Annotated in this window: 12 protein-coding genes; 5 read left to right on the top strand and 7 right to left on the bottom strand. The window is 72.3% G+C overall.

Annotation, left to right across the window (positions count from 1 at the left end; genetic code table 11):
• Nucleotides 1-76 precede the first annotated feature (76 nt).
• Together CUC05_RS05470 and dtd are read right to left on the bottom strand one after the other, a co-directional pair.
• Nucleotides 77-1,729 carry a sensor histidine kinase gene (locus CUC05_RS05470; protein ID WP_108665077.1) on the bottom strand — a complete coding sequence of 551 codons (1,653 nt, stop codon included), beginning with the start codon at nucleotides 1,727-1,729 and terminating at the stop codon, nucleotides 77-79.
• 59 nt (nucleotides 1,730-1,788) lie between these two features.
• Complete coding sequence (gene dtd, locus CUC05_RS05465; RefSeq protein ID WP_108665076.1) at nucleotides 1,789-2,226, bottom strand: D-aminoacyl-tRNA deacylase; 438 nt, start codon at nucleotides 2,224-2,226, stop codon at nucleotides 1,789-1,791.
• 188 nt (nucleotides 2,227-2,414) lie between these two features.
• Here dtd and CUC05_RS05460 point away from each other — a divergent pair, with 188 nt between their 5' ends.
• Together CUC05_RS05460 and panB are read left to right on the top strand one after the other, a co-directional pair.
• Nucleotides 2,415-5,111 carry a cell wall-binding repeat-containing protein gene (locus CUC05_RS05460; RefSeq protein ID WP_170127925.1) on the top strand — a complete coding sequence of 899 codons (2,697 nt, stop codon included), beginning with the start codon at nucleotides 2,415-2,417 and terminating at the stop codon, nucleotides 5,109-5,111.
• Nucleotides 5,112-5,325: 214 nt separating this feature from the next.
• Complete coding sequence (gene panB / locus CUC05_RS05455; protein ID WP_108665396.1) at nucleotides 5,326-6,135, top strand: 3-methyl-2-oxobutanoate hydroxymethyltransferase; 810 nt, start codon at nucleotides 5,326-5,328, stop codon at nucleotides 6,133-6,135.
• A gap of 42 nt (nucleotides 6,136-6,177) precedes the next feature.
• On the opposite strand, the gene CUC05_RS05445 is transcribed toward panB, so the two are convergent.
• Genes CUC05_RS05445 through CUC05_RS05435 form a run of 3 tightly spaced genes read right to left on the bottom strand, consistent with a single transcriptional unit; the run spans nucleotide 6,178 to nucleotide 10,128 of the window.
• Entirely contained in the window at nucleotides 6,178-6,933 is a 756-nt protein-coding gene (locus CUC05_RS05445) for a helical backbone metal receptor (RefSeq protein ID WP_108665073.1), read from the bottom strand.
• Nucleotides 6,930-7,478: a cob(I)yrinic acid a,c-diamide adenosyltransferase gene (locus tag CUC05_RS05440; protein ID WP_108665072.1), complete on the bottom strand. Its 549-nt coding sequence runs from the start codon at nucleotides 7,476-7,478 to the stop codon at nucleotides 6,930-6,932. Before CUC05_RS05440 ends, CUC05_RS05445 begins: the two co-directional genes overlap by 4 nt.
• Nucleotides 7,479-7,530: 52 nt before the next feature.
• Complete coding sequence (locus CUC05_RS05435) at nucleotides 7,531-10,128, bottom strand: amidohydrolase family protein (RefSeq protein WP_157965239.1); 2,598 nt, start codon at nucleotides 10,126-10,128, stop codon at nucleotides 7,531-7,533.
• Between the two features lie 132 nt (nucleotides 10,129-10,260).
• Here CUC05_RS05435 and CUC05_RS05430 point away from each other — a divergent pair, with 132 nt between their 5' ends.
• Nucleotides 10,261-11,574, top strand: a complete 1,314-nt coding sequence (locus CUC05_RS05430; protein ID WP_157965238.1) for an anthranilate synthase component I family protein — start codon at nucleotides 10,261-10,263, stop codon at nucleotides 11,572-11,574.
• 2 nt (nucleotides 11,575-11,576) lie between these two features.
• Here the strand turns inward: CUC05_RS05430 and npdG are convergent, their stop codons facing one another.
• Together npdG and ftsH are read right to left on the bottom strand one after the other, a co-directional pair.
• Nucleotides 11,577-12,221, bottom strand: a complete 645-nt coding sequence (npdG, locus tag CUC05_RS05425; RefSeq protein ID WP_157965237.1) for an NADPH-dependent F420 reductase — start codon at nucleotides 12,219-12,221, stop codon at nucleotides 11,577-11,579.
• A gap of 43 nt (nucleotides 12,222-12,264) precedes the next feature.
• Nucleotides 12,265-14,310, bottom strand: a complete 2,046-nt coding sequence (ftsH, locus tag CUC05_RS05420; protein ID WP_157965236.1) for an ATP-dependent zinc metalloprotease FtsH — start codon at nucleotides 14,308-14,310, stop codon at nucleotides 12,265-12,267.
• A 47-nt stretch (nucleotides 14,311-14,357) separates the two neighbouring features.
• Between ftsH and CUC05_RS05415 the strand changes: the two genes are divergently transcribed.
• Nucleotides 14,358-16,001, top strand: a complete 1,644-nt coding sequence (locus tag CUC05_RS05415; protein ID WP_108665067.1) for an L-aspartate oxidase — start codon at nucleotides 14,358-14,360, stop codon at nucleotides 15,999-16,001.
• Between the two features lie 231 nt (nucleotides 16,002-16,232).
• Entirely contained in the window at nucleotides 16,233-17,792 is a 1,560-nt protein-coding gene (locus CUC05_RS05410; RefSeq protein WP_108665066.1) for an RNA polymerase sigma factor, read from the top strand.
• Nucleotides 17,793-17,805 lie beyond the last annotated feature (13 nt).

Here is a 17,805-nt window from a genome sequence, read left to right as displayed (position 1 = left end):
GCGACGGATCCGCAACGGCTATGGGATCCGTACTGTGGGAGGAAACGTAAGGAGCAGCCGTTCCGCTCGGATTGCTTCAATGTTTCTTGCGTGTAAAGCCTGCAACGGTCGCCTCGGAGGTGGTCGCCGCCACGGGAACGGTGAACGTGACGGTCAGCCCGTGGTCGTCGTTGGTGGTGGCCTCGATGCGGCCGCCGAGCACGGTCAGGAGGCGGCGGCACTCGGCCAGGCCGGATCCGTGGCCGTCGGTGCGAGCGTCGGCGTGCAGTCGCTCTCCGCGCTCGAACATCCGGGGCAGCGCGTCGGGTGCGACGCCGACGCCGTTGTCCCGCACGGTGAACTCCGCGGTCGCCTCCGGACCGGCCACCGTGGCGTCCTCCAGGACGCGCACGGCCACGGTCACGCGGGGCGGCACGTGCGGACGTCGGTACTTCAGGGCGTTGCCGACGAGGTTGAGCAGGACCGTCCTGACGGTCTGCTCCGGCAGGGACAACGTGTGGAGCTCGGTGTCGAGGTCGACCGATCCGCTGGTCTCGGCCAGCTGGGTGGCCACCATCCGCTGGAGCCAGTCGTGCAGGACGGACAGCTCGACGTCGGTCCGCCGTTCGCCGCCGAGGCGTTCGGCGTTGCCGAGCAGGGCGCGCACCATGCCGACGGCGGCGTCGGCGGAGCCGGCCATCCGGGCGGTCACGACGGGGACGTCCTCGTCGCGGACACGCCCTTCGGCCAGCATCTCCGCAAGGCCCCTGATCCCCGACAGCGGCCCGAGGAGGTCGTGCGCCACCCGATAGGAGAACAGCCGCAGCTCCTCGCGGGAACGTTCCAGGGCCTCCTGGGTCTCCAGCAGGGCCGTCGTGTCGCCCTCGTCCGATGCACGGCGGTCCGCACCGGCCAGGTACCGGGGGCCACGCCAGACCACCAGGGCGAACAGCAGCACGAGGAAGGTGATCACCCCGCGAGCCACCGGGTTCGTGGTGCCGCCGACCAGCCTCGACAGGTCCTCTCGGGGTGCGGCGACGGTGACCTGCCACCCGCCGTCGACCGCCTCGACGGTGCTGGTCTCCACGCCGTCCAGCCCGCCACGAGGGGCGATCACGGTGACCCCCGTGACCGGTTCGACCAACGCGAGCCGGGCGGACGGCAGCTCCGACAGCGTGGCGGAGAGCAACCGGGGCAGGGCGGTGGCCTGCGGGTCGAAGGCGGCGGTGACGACGCCGCCGGACAAGCCGGTGGACACCGCGCTGGCCACGACGATGCCGGAGTCGGTCACCGCGTCGTCGGTGGCCCAGAACGCCGACCTCGCGCCGGCCAGCACCGCATCGATGTGGGGGAAGGTGCCCGACAGGTCGTCGCCCACCACCAGGTCGGGGCGGTCCGGATGGGCGGCCTGCACCCTGCCGTCCCCGTCGAGGAGGAGCGCGAACTGCACGTGGGAGAAGTCCCAGGCGGACCCGAACTGCTCGGCGTCGTCGCTGTCGAGGCCGAAGCCGGCGGCGCGCTGCAGCGTCAGGTGATTGTCCCACCAGGCGTCCAGGACCATGCCGGCGTCCCGCGCCATGACGTCGAGGACCGCGTCGGCCCGGGCCCGACGGTCAGCCTCGTCCCTGATCAACAGCGCGGCCAGCACGGCGAGGACGGCGACGGCAAGGATCGCGAGCGTGCGCCGGCGCCCCCGGACGCTGCGCGGTTCCGGGGCCGGGTGCGCCACCGTCGTGGCGATCGCGGTCATGGCCCCTTCATCGGACATCGTTCGCCCGAGCACAACGGGTGGGGTGACGCACCTTCTGACTAGTCCTCGCCGCGCTCGAGCAGGATGGTGACCGGCCCGTCGCAGACCATGTCGATCGCCATGTCGGCGCCGAAGACCCCCTTGCCGACGGGGACTTCCAGGGCGGCGCAGTACCGCTCGTACAGCGCCGCGCCGTGCTCCGGGGCCGCCGCAGCCACGAAGGACGGCCGACGGCCCTTGCGGGCATCGCCGTAGAGCGTGAACTGGCTGATCGCCAGGATGCCCCCACCGACGTCACGGACCGACCGGTTCATGCGGCCCTGTTCGTCGGAGAAGATGCGCAGGTCCTGGGTCTTGGCCGCCAACCACTCGGCGTCGGCGTCGGTGGATCGCTGTCCGACGCCGACGAGCGCCATCAACCCGTGGTCGATCCGGCCGGTCACGGCCCCGTCGACGGAAACAGCAGCTGAACGAACTCGCTGGAGCACGACTCTCATGGGACGACAGGGTAGGGTGCCCTCGCCGGAGGAGCGCCCCGAGGGGGGCACCCCGCGGCACGTTCATTCGCCAGAGAGCATCTCGAAAGGTTGCCGTTCACATGGCTGTTCGAATTCCCGTGGTTGCCTTCGTCGCAACCCTGCTCGCTGCCTTGCTGGTAGCGGTCCCGAGTCCGTCGGACGCGGCTGTGCGCCAGGGCACGGAGCCCGACCCCATCGGCGCCACGGCAGAGCTGTCGCAGGACTACGTGTCCGAGGATGCCCCGCGCGTCTTCGTCGCCCGCGCCGACGACTACGCCGACGCGCTGGCCGGAGCCCCGCTCGCCGCTGCCGACGGCGCACCCATCCTCTTCGTCGAGGGTGACACCGTCAGCGACGCCGTCCTCGCCGAGATCGCCCGCATCGCCCCCGACGAGGTCGTCATCCTCGGCGGCGTCGAGGCCGTGAGCGAGGCCGCCGAGGCCCAGATCGCCGACGCCGGCCACACGACCCGTCGTCTCGCCGGCGCCAACCGCTTCGCGACCGCCATCGAGGTCGCCGACGAGCTCGACGCCGCGACCGGCGGACCCTCCACCCTGTACTTCGTCGAGGGCGAGCACGCCGACGACGCCCGCGGTTGGCCCGACGCCATCAACGCCGCCACCGTGGCCGGCCTCGACGGCAGCCCGATCCTCCCGGTCAACGCCGAGCGCCTGCCCGAGGAGATCGCGGCCTACATCGCCGCCAACCCCGACGCGCCCCGCGTGATCGTCGGTGGCACCTCCGCGGTCTCCGAGGACGTCGCGGCGTCCATCGCCGGTGAGGAGGGCGAGGTCAGCCGCATCGCTGGCGACACCCGTGTCACCACGTCCGTGGCGGCCTACGACCAAGCCGTGTCCGAGCACGGCGCCGTCCCGACCACCCGCTTCGTCATCCCCGGCTGCAGCTACGTCGAGGGCCTCGCGGCCTCCGCGATCGCCGGCGCCAACAGCTGGACGACCGTGATGGTCGACTGCGAGAACCTGGCCGCGTCGGCCGACGCGTTCGAGATCCTCGGCTCGACCCTCGACCTCGTCGAGGACACCGTGGTCGTCGGCAACCGGTTCACCGACGAGGTCCTGATGGGCATCGACGGGGCCAGCACGTTCGAGGCCCCGGAGGCCGCGTTCTGCCTGCGCCTGCTGCACCACAACGACGGCGAGTCCGACCTGTTCCCGTCGAGCGCCGGCTACGGCGGCCTGGCCAACATGGTCACCCTTGCCAACGGCCTGCAGGACGCCCCGCTGCCCGAGGGCTGCGAGGACGGCGGCGTGGTCACCGTCACCTCCGGCGACAACTTCCTCGCCGGCCCCGAGTTCCAGGCATCCCTGTCCAACGAGGAGGGCCCCATCCTGGACGCCCTCGGCCTGTCGCTGATGAACTACGACGCGCTGGACCTGGGCAACCACGACTTCGACTTCGGCCCGGACGTGACCGAGCGGTTCATCACCTCCTTCACCGGTGACACCCCGCCGCCGTTCCTGTCCGCCAACCTGGACTTCTCCGCAGAGCCCGGCCTGCAGGCGCTGGTCGACGCCGGCCGCATCGCCCCGTCCACCGTGGTGGACACCGGCGACTCGCAGGTCGGCATCATCGGCCTGACCACCCCCGGACTGGCCGCCATCTCCTCCCCCCGCAACGTGGAGGTCCTGCAGGACATCATCGAGATCACCCAGGCCGAGGTCGACCGCCTCACCGGCGAGGGCGTGGACAAGATCGTCCTGATCAGCCACCTCCAGGGCCTCGGCGGCGACGACGGCGACCTCGAGTTCGTCAGCCAGATCACGGGCGTCGACGCGGTCGTCGCCGGTGGCGGTGACGAGGTCCTGGCCGACGCCGGTGACCCGCTGCTGCCCGGTGACCTGGGCGACGTGTTCGACAGCTACCCGATCCTGGTCGACGACGCTGACGGCTCGGCCGTGCCCGTGGTGACCACGAGCGGCAACTACGGCTACCTCGGTCGCCTCGAGCTGCTGTTCGATGCCGAGGGCAACCTGCTGGAGTCGCGTCCGTTCGTGGACGAGATCTCCCGCATGGTCCGCGTCGCCGACGAGACGCGTCCTGACGGCGTGGCTGCCGACCCCACCGTCGTCAGCGACGTCTACGAGCCCGTCCAGGCGTTCGTCGACGGCCTCGCCGAGGACGTCATCGCCACCTCGGAGGTGCGCCTGAACGGTGACCGTCCCGACATCCGCATCGGCGAGACCAACGCCGGCAACCTGGTCGCGGACTCCCAGCGCTGGTTCGCCTCCACCATGGGTGGCGACTTCGGCCTCGACACCGACGCCATCTTCGTCGGTGTGCAGAACGGTGGCGGCATCCGCCACGACGGCGAGGAGATCGGACCGGGCGACATCACCGTCCTCGACACCTTCTCCATGGTGCCGTTCTCCAACTTCGTCTCGGCCTTCGAGGACTTCACCATCGAGGAGCTCAAGACGCTGCTCGAGCGTGCCTACTTCGACATCGAGGGTGTCAACGGTGCCTTCCTGCACCTGTCCAACCTCGAGGTCGAGGTCGACCTGGACCAGCAGCCGCAGGTCCAGGACGAGGACGGCAACATCACCACCGAGGGCGAGCGCGTCCGCCAGCTGAGCCTGGCCGACGGCACCCCGCTCGTCGTGGACGGTGAGGTCGTCGCCGATGCCCCGACCGTCACCATGACCATCGTGGACTTCTCGGCACGTGGTGGCGACGGCTACCCGCTGGACGACGACTTCCAGGTCCTGGGCGCCACCTACCAGCAGGTGCTGGCCGACTACATCGTCGCCGCCACCGACGACGGTGGGCTGGGCGGCGAGATCACCGCCGAGCAGTACCCCGAGGGCGGCGAGGGTCGCATCACCGTCACGGGAGGCGAGGGCTAGCCCCTCCTCCCCCATCGTGTGTCCCGCACGGGCCGCCCCCTCGGGCGGCCCGTGCGGCCGTTGCGGCCCGGGCCGGTCGGGTATCGGCCCGCGGGAATGCCCGGGCGGGCGATGGCGTTCACCCTCGGGCAGCCGTTACCCTGCGGGTGTTCGCGATTCCGACCGCTGGACCGGGCCCGATCCCGGCTGGCAGGAGAAAGGGGTTGTGCAGCTCATGAGCGTGCACGCACAGAACCGCCCGGTGTCCATCCTCGACATCCAGGCCTTCAAGGATCGTGGCGAGAAGTTCGCCATGCTGACCGCCTACGACTACTCGGCCGCGCAGATCCTCGACGAGGCGGGCGTGCCCCTGCTGCTCGTCGGCGACTCCCTCGGCATGGTGGTCCTGGGCTACGACTCCACCGTCCAGGTGACGATGGAGGAGATGCTGCACCACACCAGGGCTGTCCGTCGTGGTGCCGAGAAGGCGCTGGTCGTCGGTGACATGCCGTTCGGCAGCTACCACGGCAGCGAGGACGAGGCCGTCGCGAACGCCGTGCGCTTCCTCAAGGAGGCCGGCGCCAACGCCGTGAAGCTCGAGGGTCCGCGGGTCGACCTGACCCGCCGCCTCGTCGAGGCCGGCATCCCCGTCATGGGCCACCTCGGCCTGACCCCACAGGCGGTCAACCAGCTCGGCGGCTTCAAGGTCCAGGGTCGCGACGCGGCCGTGGCCGACAAGCTGGTCGCCGACGCCGTCGCGCTGCAGGACGCCGGGGCCTTCGCCCTCGTGCTGGAGGGCATCCCGTCGGCGCTGGGCACCCGCGTCACCGAGGCGCTGGACATCCCCACCATCGGTATCGGCGCCGGCGCCGACACCGACGGCCAGGTGCTGGTCTTCCACGACTTCCTCGGCCTGACCAGCGGCCGGTTGCCACGCTTCGTCAAGCAGTACACGACCCTTCGCGGCGAGATCGTCGACGCGGCCAAGGCCTTCCAGGCCGAGGTCGCCTCCAGCGACTACCCGGGCCCGGAGCACCAGTACTGACAACGGGTCGTGCTCGACGGGGCACGACCGTGGACGGGCTGGTCAGCCGGCGATGCCGGCGGCCAGCTCGACCGCGAGGGCGCTGAAGGTGCGCAGCCCGTCGGCGGTCCGGGGGCCGTGCCAGGTCAGCAGCTCCCCGTCCACGAACCGGGTGGCCACGTCACCGGCGAGCTCGCGCACGGGCTCGAGGTCCTTGTCCTCGAACACGTACGGTTCGCTGGGCAGCAGGACGACGTCGGCGCCGAACGCCAGGCCCGTCTCCAGCTTCGGGTAGTCCGCCTCGTAGCCCGACAGGACGTTGCCGAAGCCACAGGTCCACAGCAGGTCGCTGGCGTAGGTCCCGGGGCCCAGCCCCATCCACGGCTTGCGCCACACCAGCGTCAGCGACATGACCCGGGTGGTCGGCGCGGCGGCGCGGGCCTCCTCGATCGCTGCGTCCACGGCGTCGGCCAGCGTGGTGGCCACGTCGGTGGCGTCGACCAGCTCCCCCAGCCGCCGGGTCATCTTCGCGGCGTCGGCGACGGTGCGGGGGTAGGTCTCCTCCACCGTCAGCCCGGCGTCGCGCAGCCGCTGGATGTCCTCGGGCCGGTTCTCCTCGGTGTTGGTGATCACCAGGTCGGGACGCAGGGCGATGATCCGCTGGACGTCGGGGTTCTTGGTGCCGCCGACCCGTTCGGCGGCATCCGGTGCGCCGTGGGTGCAGTAGGTGGTGACACCGATGACCCGGTCGGCCACGCCGACGCGGGCGAGGGTGTCGGTGACCGACGGGACGAGCGAGACGATGCGGTCGCTGCTCATGCGCGTGTCCGGGTGTAGTCGCCGCCCTCGATGGCGCGGGCCAGCACGAAGAGGTAGTCGCTGAGTCGGTTGAGGTAGCGCAGGGGGCTGTCGTCGGGCAGCAGGTCCTCGCGCTGCATGGCCACGACCAGCCGCTCGGCCCGGCGGACAACGGTGCGGGCCAGGTCGATGGCGGCGCCGGCCGGCGAGCCACCGGGCACGACGAACTCCTGGGGCAGCGGGTAGCGGTCGGTCAGCGCGTCGATGCGCCGTTCCAGCTCCTCGGTCATCGCCGGGGTGGCCCTGCTGACGCCCTCGGCCAGCTTGGGCCAGTGGTCGACGTGGGTGGCCAGCTGCGCCCCGACGACGAACAGCTCGCGCTGGACCTCCAGGACCGCCGCGTGCCACTCGGTGTCGGGCGCCAGCGCGGCCCGGGCCATGCCCAGGGCGCTGACCGCCTCGTCGGTGGTGCCGTAGGCACCGGTCCGCAGATCGTCCTTGTCGACCCGGCCGCCGTAGAGCAGGCCGGTCGTGCCGTCGTCGCCGCGCTTGGTGTAGACCTTCATCGCCGCACACCGTAGCCGGGCCGGCCCCCCGCGCGGTCATCGACGGCGAGCGCTACTCGGGCGGAAGGTCCCAGACGGGGGTGGCGTCGACCGCGGCCACACGGCCGTCGGCGCCGAAGGTGACCCGTGCCTGCACGGGGTGGCCGACGTCGTCGGTGGCGCAGTAGGTGTAGGCCGCACCGTCGCGGTCCATCGGCTGGCCGACGGCGGACAGGAACGCCTCGACGTTACCGCCGACGAGGGCATGCAGGTCCTCGGCCTGCAGGTGCGACCCGTCGGTGACGCAGTCGTTGCTGCCGTATGTCGCCCGCTCCCACATCCGGAGGTACGCCTCGGCACCGTTGAGCATGTCGTCGATGATGGCCTGCCCACCACCGAGGTCGGGCCGCGCCTCGTCGGCGGCGAGGGCGAGCTCGGCGAACCAGTCGGCGAACAGGCCGTAGTGGGCGACCCCGTCGACCGACACGTCGTAGGTCCGGACGCCCGAGGTCTGCTGGTGGATGGTGACCCCACCGATCGGCGCATCGATGCCACCCTCGTAGTCCAGCGGGACCGCGGGGTTGGAGCGTGGTCCGGGCTGGCCGCCCAGGCCGTTGGTGTCGGCGCCGTAGCCCAGCCCGAACAGGCTGTCGGCGGGGGCGAGCGTCGCCGCCCATCCGCGGCGCTGCGCCCAGTAGTCGACGAACCGGTCGGCCGAGGCGGTGCGGGAGCCGATGACGCCGTCGAGGACGTAGATGCGCTGGTAGATCTCGTCGTTGCCCCAGCTGTGGCTGGAGATCAGCGACGGCTGGATCGGCGCCCGGCCCTCGGCGTGGGCCCGCTCGTGCTCTGCGGGGATGATGACGTCCTGGATCAGGTCGAGGGCGGCTCGCTGGGCGGCGGCGCTCATGTGGTCGGGGTCGACGACCATGCCGCGGGCGACCATCTCGGTGATGAGGTGTTCGCCAAGCGGGGTGAGGCCGCGGGTGTTGCAGTGCGGACCGGCCGGGTAGGCGGGTGCGGCGTAGCCCCGTGTCGGGGCGAACTGCTCGAGGATGGCGCCGGCCAGGACGTCGACCTCGTCGTGGCCGCCGTCGGGCAGGTCGTCGGCGACGTTGACCTGCGTCTTGTCGTGTTCGTGGCTGTGGCCTGCCTCGGTCGGGGCGCAGGTCTGCATGTCCCAGTAGTGCCCGCTCGTCCAGCGCTGGCCCAGCCAGTTCACGAGGACGCCGGTGGCCCCGCCGTCACCGGTGACGCCGGACAGGGCGTTGTCGAACTTGTTCACCAGCTCCATCTGACGGATGCCCATGTCGTGGACCTCCTCCAGCCGCTGGTCGATCTGGTCGGCGGTGCAGTTGGGCTGGTCGAGGAACTCGCTGCAGTCGAAGAGCTCCGACACCTCGATGCCCATGACGACCGCCAGCCGACCGGCGTTGATGACCTCCCGCGCCTGGGTCGGGTCGGTCACGATGCGCAGCCACCCCTCCCCCGGGCCGCCGGACTGGGCGTCGATGTAGTCCTGCAGCTCGAACAGCCGCTGGGCCTGCAGGCGCACCCCGTCCATCTCGTTGCAGGAGTTCCGCTTGACCGGGTAGATCTCGCACAGGGCGGTGTTGTCGACGAACAGGTTGACGCTCAGGCGCAGGCCGCCCAGGTACGCCCGTTCCAGCCAACGCCAGTAGTACTGCTCGTGGGTCAGGGAGTCGTGGGCCGGCCAGTAGCCGAACGTGGGCCAGCCGACGGTGTCGTGCCCGTTGACCGGATCGCCACCGGAGACCGCGACCTCCAGGACCGCACCGCGTCCACCGGCGGCGTGGTCCTCGCAGTCGACCAGGGCGTACTCGACGCCGTAGGGGTGCCAAGGACGCCCGCACCGTGCCTCGCCGCCGAGGAACTCGAAGGCCATCCCGTGGACGTGGGACTCGAAGAAGCCCCGGACCTCGGCCGCGGGTCCGGCCGGGTTGGCGTCGGGACGACCCTCGGTGTTGGTGTCGACCTCGGGCCAGTCCGCGCAGGCCGTCCCGTTGGGGTCGTCGTCGGTGGGGTCGTCGTCGGCGACGTGGTGGAAGGTGTAGGTACCGAGGGCGATGCCGTCGGGGGAGGCGACCTCGTAGGCCTGGCCGTGTTCGTCGCGGGCGTCGGGGTCGTCCCCGACCGCGGTGATGGTCCACTCCGCCGCGGCCGAGGGTGCGTCGGCCAGGATCGGCTGCACGCTGACCGTGACGCCCGGGAGCCCCGGCTGTGCGGAGGTCCCGACGCCGAGCTGGGACAGGTAGGACCGCACGTCCCACCACGCCCCCTCCACGGAGGTGTCCGGACCCTCGTTGGCCGCGATCAGGTACTCACCGAGGCGGGTCGGCTGGAAGTGGAAGGGCACGGCGTCGCCCTCCGCCCCGTCGACGATCATCGCGTCGTCACGGGCAACCCAGGTCCCGTCGTCGGCCCGCATCGTGTAGCACCCACCGGCGAGGGCGTAGCGGTCCTCGGGGCTGGGCAGCCGATCGTGGACGTCGCGGTCGACGACCAGCTGGTAGGGCACCGCGAGCGCCGGCGTCTCGGCCTCGGCCGGCGGTGCGGTCGTGCCCGGTACGGCCAGCAGCAACCCGGCCAGCACGACCATTGCGACGCCGCGCCGCACAGCACGGGGTGAGGGGGTGTACGTGGACGTCATCGCGGTACCTCGGGGCTCTGGGCGACCGATGTGATGGGTCGCTCCACTTCTTCACTGTTCGACGCCGTCCGCCCGGTCTCCTGCCGGGCCGCCGAGGTGTCGTGCTCCGCGGCCACTAAGGTGTCCCGACCGATGACCGTCCTCCGTCCCTACACCGGCCCCGATCCCGGTCACCCGGTGACCGTGGTCCCGAGCGACCCGTCCAGGCACGGCGCACTCGTGCGTGTCCGTGGCTGGGAGGTGGCCGTGGCCGATCCGGTCGACGCGGTGACCGATGGCCGGGCGCTGGACCGGGCCGCCGACATGCTCGGGTGGGCGGGACCGGCGGCGGAGGGGCCGCCGTTCACCCACGGCCTGCTGGGGTTCGTGACCGACGACGCCTCCGCAGCCCTCCTGGACCTCGACACCGTCGACGAGCGGCCGGCACCGGCCCCGCTCCCCCCGTTGTGGTTCGGCCGCTACACCCATGCCGCCTGCCAGTCACCCGACGGTCGCTGGTGGGTGACGGGCGAGTCCGCGGCGGACGCCGACCGGGCCCACATGCTGCTGTCGACGGCTGCCGCCCGCGGACGCGTCCCCGCACGGTCACGGGCCGAGCGGACCGACGGCCCGGTGCCGGCCCGCACGACGCTGTCCCGCGCCCAGCACGGTGCGGCGGTCGCCCGGATTCAGGACTGGATCGCCGACGGCGACGTCTACCAGGTCAACCTGACCCTCCACGTCGGCGCGCGGTGGGACGGCTCGCCCCGGGCGCTGGCCCGACGCCTGTTCGGCGCCAGCCCGAGCGCGGACCACGCGGCCTTCGTGCACGCCCCCGGCGCCACGATCGCATCGGTGTCGCCCGAGACGTTCCTCCGCATGGACGGCCGCCGGGCGACGATCCGCCCCATCAAGGGGACCCGGCGGCGGGCCGAGGACCCGGTGGTGGACCGGGCGCTCGCGGAGGACCTGCGGACGGCCACCAAGGACGGGGCCGAGCACGTGATGATCGTCGACCTCGAGCGCAACGACCTCGGGCGGATCTGCGAGGTCGGCTCGGTCCGGGTCCCCCAGCTGATGGAGCTGGAGGCCCACCCGACCGTCTGGCACCTGACCAGCACCGTGCTGGGCACCGTCCGCGCCGACCTCGGGCTGCGTGACGTGCTGACGGCCCTGTTCCCCTGCGGCTCGGTGACCGGGGCACCCAAGCGCATGGCCGTCGCCCGCACCCGGCTGGTCGAACCGTGGCGTCGCGGGGTCTACTGCGGCGCGATCGGGGTCGTGGCCCCCGGCCTGGTGGACCTGTCGGTCGCGATCCGCACCGCCGTCCTGCACGACGGGTGGGCGTGGTACGGCACGGGCGGGGGCATCGTGGTGGACTCCGACCGCGACGCCGAGTGGGAGGAAGCGATGACCAAGGCCGCGGCCTTCTTCACGGCCACGGGGACGGCGCCGCCGAGCGGCTGACGCTACAGGCCGGTGATCCGCAGGCCGGCGGTGACGCCGTGGGTGGCGTTGACGGAGATGACGACCGCGGTCATGGCCTCGATCGTGAACGCCAGCCGGAGGGGGCCGCACGAGACACCGCGGAGGCCGTCGACCCGGGAGGCCACCTCGACGGTTCGCTTCACCGCATCGTCGTCGTCGCCGCAGACCAGCACGTCCTCGTCGAAGACGTGCTCGGCGTTGCGCAGGTGCGTGGCGGAGACGTTGTTGAACGCCGTCGTGACACGCGCCGCGGGCAGCAGGCGTGCCACCTCCTCCGCCGAGGACCCGGCCTCGACCGGCAGCGCCTGGGGACCACCGGCGAAGCTGAGCTTGTTGACCGCCGACATCACGATCATGTCGCCGACCTGCTCGGCCAGCGGACGCAGGGTGGACGCCAGGCCCTCGTAGGGCACGGTGACCAGCAGCATGTCGGCCCGGCCCGGCAGGTCGGCGTTGCCGGCGCCCTGCACGGACACGTCGTCGCCGACGAGGCGGCGGACCTCCTCGGCCGCGGCCATGCCCCGCTCGGGGTCCCGCGACCCGATGAGCACGTCGACGCCGGCCCGCGCGAGGCGGTAGGCCAGCCCTCTTCCTTGCGGCCCGGTGCCGCCGATGATGCCGATCACGATCGCGGAGCGTATCGGGCCCGCTGCGTCACGGCAGAACGCCTCAGCGGGGCGGCGGCATGGGTGGGGGCGGCGGGGTCGAGCCCGGTCCGTTCGGCACCCGGGCAGGGCCGCCGTTGCCCACCGGCGGACGGCCGTTGTGGCCGCCGGGCAGGGGCTCGCGGACCGGCTCGTTGACCGGCACACCCGACCCGACCGGCACGTGCCCGTTGCTGGAGTTGGCGACCTTGACCTTGGACGCCGTGCCGACCAGCAGGGCCTGCTTGTCCGCAGGCAGGCCGGCCCGCACCGCAGCCAGGGCCTCCTCGCCGGAGATGGCCTCCTTCTCCACCAGCAGCTCGGCCATGCGGTCCAGCCCCGGCCGGAGCGCCTCGAACTGCTCGACGAGGTACTCCAGGTTGGTGGAGAGGATGCGGTGGGCCTCGACGTCGACGGCCTCGGCGAAGTTGTCGGAGTAGGCGTGGCCGCGGCCGAGCTCCTCACCGAGGAAGACCGGACGGTCCTCGCCGTAGCCGACCGGACCGACGGCCTCGGTCATGCCGAAGTCGCGCACGATCGCGCGGGCCAGCTTGGTGGCCTGCAGCAGGTCGTTGGACGCACCCGTCGTCGGCTGTCCCAGCGCCACCAGCTCGGCCGCACGACCACCGAGCATCACGCGGAGCTTGGCGATCAGGTAGGACAGCGTGTGGATGTGCCGTTCGTCCACGGGCAGCTGGGTGGTGACGCCCAGCGCCATGCCGACCGGCAGCACGGTGACCTTGTAGACGGGGTCGGCCTCCTCCTCGATGAAGGCCGCCAGGGCGTGCCCGCCCTCGTGGTAGGCGACGGACTCCTTCTCCTTCTCCCCCAGCTGCAGCGTGGAGCGCTCGCGTCCGATGGTCTGTCGTTCGCGGGCCCGCTCGAAGTCCTGCATGCGGATCTCGGGGCTGTTCTCGCGCACCGCGATCAGCGCGGCCTCGTTGACCAGGTTCTTCAGGTCCGCACCGGCCATGCCGGGCGTGCCCCGGGCGATGGTGGTGGGGTCGACGTCGGGACCGATCGGCTTGCCGCGCATGTGGATGCGGAGGATCTGGTCGCGTTCCTCCAGCGTGGGGAGCGGCACGACGATCTGCCGGTCGAACCGGCCGGGACGGGTCAGCGCCGGGTCGAGGACGTCGGGGCGGTTGGTCGCGCCCATGATGACCACGCCGGTGGAGCCCTCGAAACCGTCGATCTCGCCCAGCAGCTGGTTGAGGGTCTGCTCGCGTTCGTCGTGCCCGCCGCCGAGGCCCGCCCCGCGCTTGCGGCCGATGGAGTCGAGCTCGTCGATGAAGATGATCGAGGGGGCGTTCTCGCGGGCGGTCTTGAACAGGTCACGCACACGGGACGCGCCGACGCCGACGAACATCTCCATGAAGTCCGAGCCGGTCACGGAGATGAACGGGACACCGGCCTCGCCGGCGACGGCCTTCGCCAGCAGGGTCTTGCCGGTACCGGGCGGGCCGACCATGAGCATGCCCTTGGGCACCTCGGCGCCGGCCTGGCGGAACCGTGAGGGGTCACGCAGGAACTGCACGACCTCCTGGATCTCCTCCTTGACCTCCTTGTAGCCGGCGATGTCGCCGAAGGTGGTCTGCGGCTGGTCGGTCTTGTGGATCTTGCCGGTCGACTTGCCGATCTGGCCCAGGCCACCCATCTGCCCGCGGGCCTGGCGGTTGATGAACCAGAAGAAGCCCACGAACAGCAGGAGGGGGAACAGCAGCGGGAGCAGCAGGCCGAGGATGCCGCCGGTGTCGGACTCCGCCTCGATGGACACACCGTTGTCGCGCAGGAACGTCTCGACCTCACCGAGTCCGACGACCGTCGAGATCGGCAGGAACGACCGGAAGGCGGTGGCGTCGTCCTCGCGGGCGCCCTCGACGTAGGTGCCCTCGATCGACTGGCCGGTGAACACCACCGACTCCACGCTCCCCGACTCCACCTGCTCACGGAACTCCGAGTAGGTCAGCTCGTCACCGGACTGCACGGTGCCGAGCCCACCGAAGAGGATCGACACCAGCAGCACGGCACCGATCACCGCGATCAGGCGCATTCGAGGGTTGCTGTTCACGACCCCACTCTTGCGGGGAGGCACCGGGTTCGCCACTCTTGGCCCGGATGGCCTTGCCTTCCCATATCGCAGCCGGAGCCGAGATCGCGGTCGATGTGGCGGTTGTCGGGTCCGGCGTTGCCGGGCTCGTGACCGCGCTCGACCTGCTCGATCGACGTCCAGAGCTGACCGTTGCCCTCGTCGACAAGGGGGTGTCCGGCGAGTCGGGCTCGACCCCGCTGGCGCAGGGAGGCCTTGCCGCGGCGGTCGGCCCGGACGACTCGCCAGCCATGCATGCGGCTGACACCGCACGTGCCGGGGACGGGCACACCGATCCCCGTGCCGTGGCGGTGATGGCCACCGAGACGCCTGCACGCGTGGCAGACCTCCGTCGACGTGGCGCCGTGTTCGACACCGAACCCGACGGCAGCCTTGCCCTGGCCAGAGAGGGCGGGCAGCAGGTCGGACGGTCCGTCCGGGCCGCCGACGCCACCGGGGCGGAGATGTTCCGCGCACTCCGCGACGCCGCGATCGAGAAGGCCCGCAGCGGCAGCCTGATCCGTCTGCAGGGCATGGTCGTCGAGCTGCCGCTGGCGCCCACCCCCGAGCAGCCGGTCATCGGCGCCTGGTTGCTGTGCGACCGGATCGCCGGGGGCATGGCCACGCCGTCGCAGGACGCCGGCCTGATCCTCCTGCGCGCACAGGCGGTCATGCTCGCGACCGGCGGGTGCGGTGGCCTGTACGCGGGCACCACCAACCGGGACGAGGCCACCGGAGACGCCCTGGCGCTGGCCGGCCGGACCGGTGCGGCCCTGCAGGACCTCGAGTTCGTGCAGTTCCACCCCACCGGGCTGAAGTCGGCCGACGGCCGGTTCCAGCGGTTCCTGCTGACCGAGGCGCTGCGCGGTGCGGGGGCCCACCTGCTGGACGCCGACGGCAACCGCTTCATGCTGGACCGCCACCCCGACGCCGAGCTGGCCCCCCGCCACGTCGTGGCCAAGGCGATCCTCGACCAGCCGGGCGGCGCGTGGCTGGACGCCCGGATGATCCCCGACCACCAGCTGGCCGAGGAGTTCCCGACGGTGCTGACCGGGGCCCGGACGTACGGCTTCGACCTGGCGACCGAGCCGGTGCCGGTCGAACCCTGCGAGCACTACATGATCGGCGGCGTCGCCACCGACCTGCACGGCCGGACCTCCGTGCCGGGCCTGTACGCCGCCGGCGAGGCCGCCTCGTCCGGGGTCCACGGCGCCAACCGCATGGCCGGCAACTCCCTCGCCCAGTCGTGTGTGTTCGCCCACCGGGCGGCGCTCGACATGGCCGCCCGGCTGGACGGCACACGAGTGGCGCACGACCCCGAGCCGCCGGCCGCCGGCGCCGACTCCCCCGTGACGGCCGACGGCAGCGAACGCACGGACTTGCGGACCGCGATGAGCCTCGGTGGTGGCGCCATCCGCGACGCCGAGGGCCTGCAGAAGCTGGGGCAGGTCATCGACGACCTGCGGGCGGCCGCGTACCGGGCCTGGGGTGGGCCGAACCCACCCATGGTCCGCGACGCCCTGGAGCTGGGCAGCATGCTGGTGTCGGCCCGCGCGATCGTCGACAGCGCCCTGCGTCGCACCGAGTCGCGGGGCACCCACTTCCGCACCGACTTCCCCGATCCCGACCCCGTCTGGGCCGGCCGACGCCAGCGGGTGCACCTGACCCGCTAGACCCGCGGGCACGCCGGCTGCACCTGACCCGCTGGCCCCGCGGGAACGGGCCGTGCCCCCACCACGAAATGTGCAGCTCGGCCGTGGGGCCGTTCGAGCTGCACGAGCAGGCGAACCGCTCGTGCACCTTTGCCGCGGTCCGGCCCGAGCTGCACATTTCGGTCACCGGACTGCCCCGCCGGCCGGGGGACATGCCACACGGCCGCAGGTCTTGGTTCTACAGTCGTGGGGATGGCGAACCCACACGAGCAGGACTTCCGGCGGGCGGCCGAGCCCGAACTCCTCGACGGCATCAGGGCTGGACAGCCGCTGGCGCTGGCCGAGGCGTACCACCGGCTCGTTCCGGCTGCCCACGCCGTGGCCCGCCGGCTCGTGCCCGGTGCCGCCGAGGTCGAGGAGGTGCTGCAGGCCGTCTTCACGCAGCTGTGGATCTCCCCGCCCGACGCCGGGCCGCTGGAGGGATGGGCACGCCGGACGACATGGGCGATCTCCGCCGAACGGCTGCGTGCCGACGGCCGAGCCCCTGCCTCGCCCTCGGCATCCGGGTTGCTCCCCGACCTGCCGGCTCCCGACCTGCGGTTCCTCGACGCAGCCGAGCGGGCCATCGCCGAGCTGCCCGACGACGAACGTCGCGCGCTGCTGCTGACCCACGACAAGGGCGTGGCCACCACCGCACAGGACCCGGGTGCCAGCGACGCGCTGGCCCGTGCACTGCTCGCCCTGGCCGGCCCCGAGACCTCCTCCGGTGATCGCACCGCGGCGACCGAGGACCCATGCGCGGACCTGTCCGCCCTCGGCGACTGGTGCCTCGGCGTGGCCGACACGGGATCCGCCGCGGCCGTGGAGACCGCCATCGAGGAGCGCGCGGGCTGTGCCGCCCGGTCGCGCGCCGTTCGCCGGGGACGTCGGCGCATCGAGGGCCTTCCCGCCACCCCCGACATGGGCCAGCGGGTGCTCGTGCAGGTCCTGACCGCCACGGGGGCCGTCACCGCCGCCAGCACCCCGCCGCCCGCGGCGGAACCCGCCGCGATGCCGACCCCTGTCGCGGACGCGACGGACTCCCCCGACGTCGAGTCGCTGGCCGGCATGCCGCTGGACGAGGCGCCGGCCGCCGACAATCCGGCCGACATGCCGGACCCGGCCCCGTTCGACGCACCTGCCGTTGACCTCGATGCCTCGACCGCCCCGGCTCCGGTCGAGGAGGACGGCGAGGACGACGACCCCTTCACCGACCTCGACGAGGCGTCCCCCGTCGTCGGCGGCCCGGTCGTGGTGGCCGGATCCGATGCGGTCGCCGACACCGCCGACCTGCCCGCGGCCACGACCGCGGATCCTGCCGATGCCAGCGCCGACGCCGACTGGACGCCCACACCCGGTGACACCGCCGAGCTGCGGCTGTCCGACATCCTGGCCGGCGACCACGAGGACGACGATCCCTTCGCGGGCCTCGACGAGCTCGACGAACCCCCCTCGCCCGCAGGCGATGCACCTGCGGCGACCGGCCCCTACGCCGCGCTGCAGGCCCTCGACGGCGAGGCTGACGGGCCTGCCCCGGACCCGGCCGCGCCGTTCGGCACGGCCGCCCCGGTCGAACGGACCGGCGACGCCGCTCCCGTGTTCACCGACGACGCCGACGTCTACGTGGAGGGCGAGGAGCACTACGAGGAGGAGCCGGTCGTACGCGAGCGCAGCGCCATGGCTGCGATCCTCGCGTGGGTCCTGCCGATCCTCGGCGGGCTCGCCGTGGGTGTGCTGCTGGCCGTGCAGGTCTTCGGCCCGCCCGGCGGTTGACCGTCCTGACCGC

The organism is Euzebya rosea (assembly GCF_003073135.1).
Classification (GTDB): Bacteria; Actinomycetota; Nitriliruptoria; order Euzebyales; family Euzebyaceae; genus Euzebya; species Euzebya rosea.
Note: the sequence above shows the minus strand (reverse complement) of the source record. Positions and strands in the feature narration are given on the sequence as shown.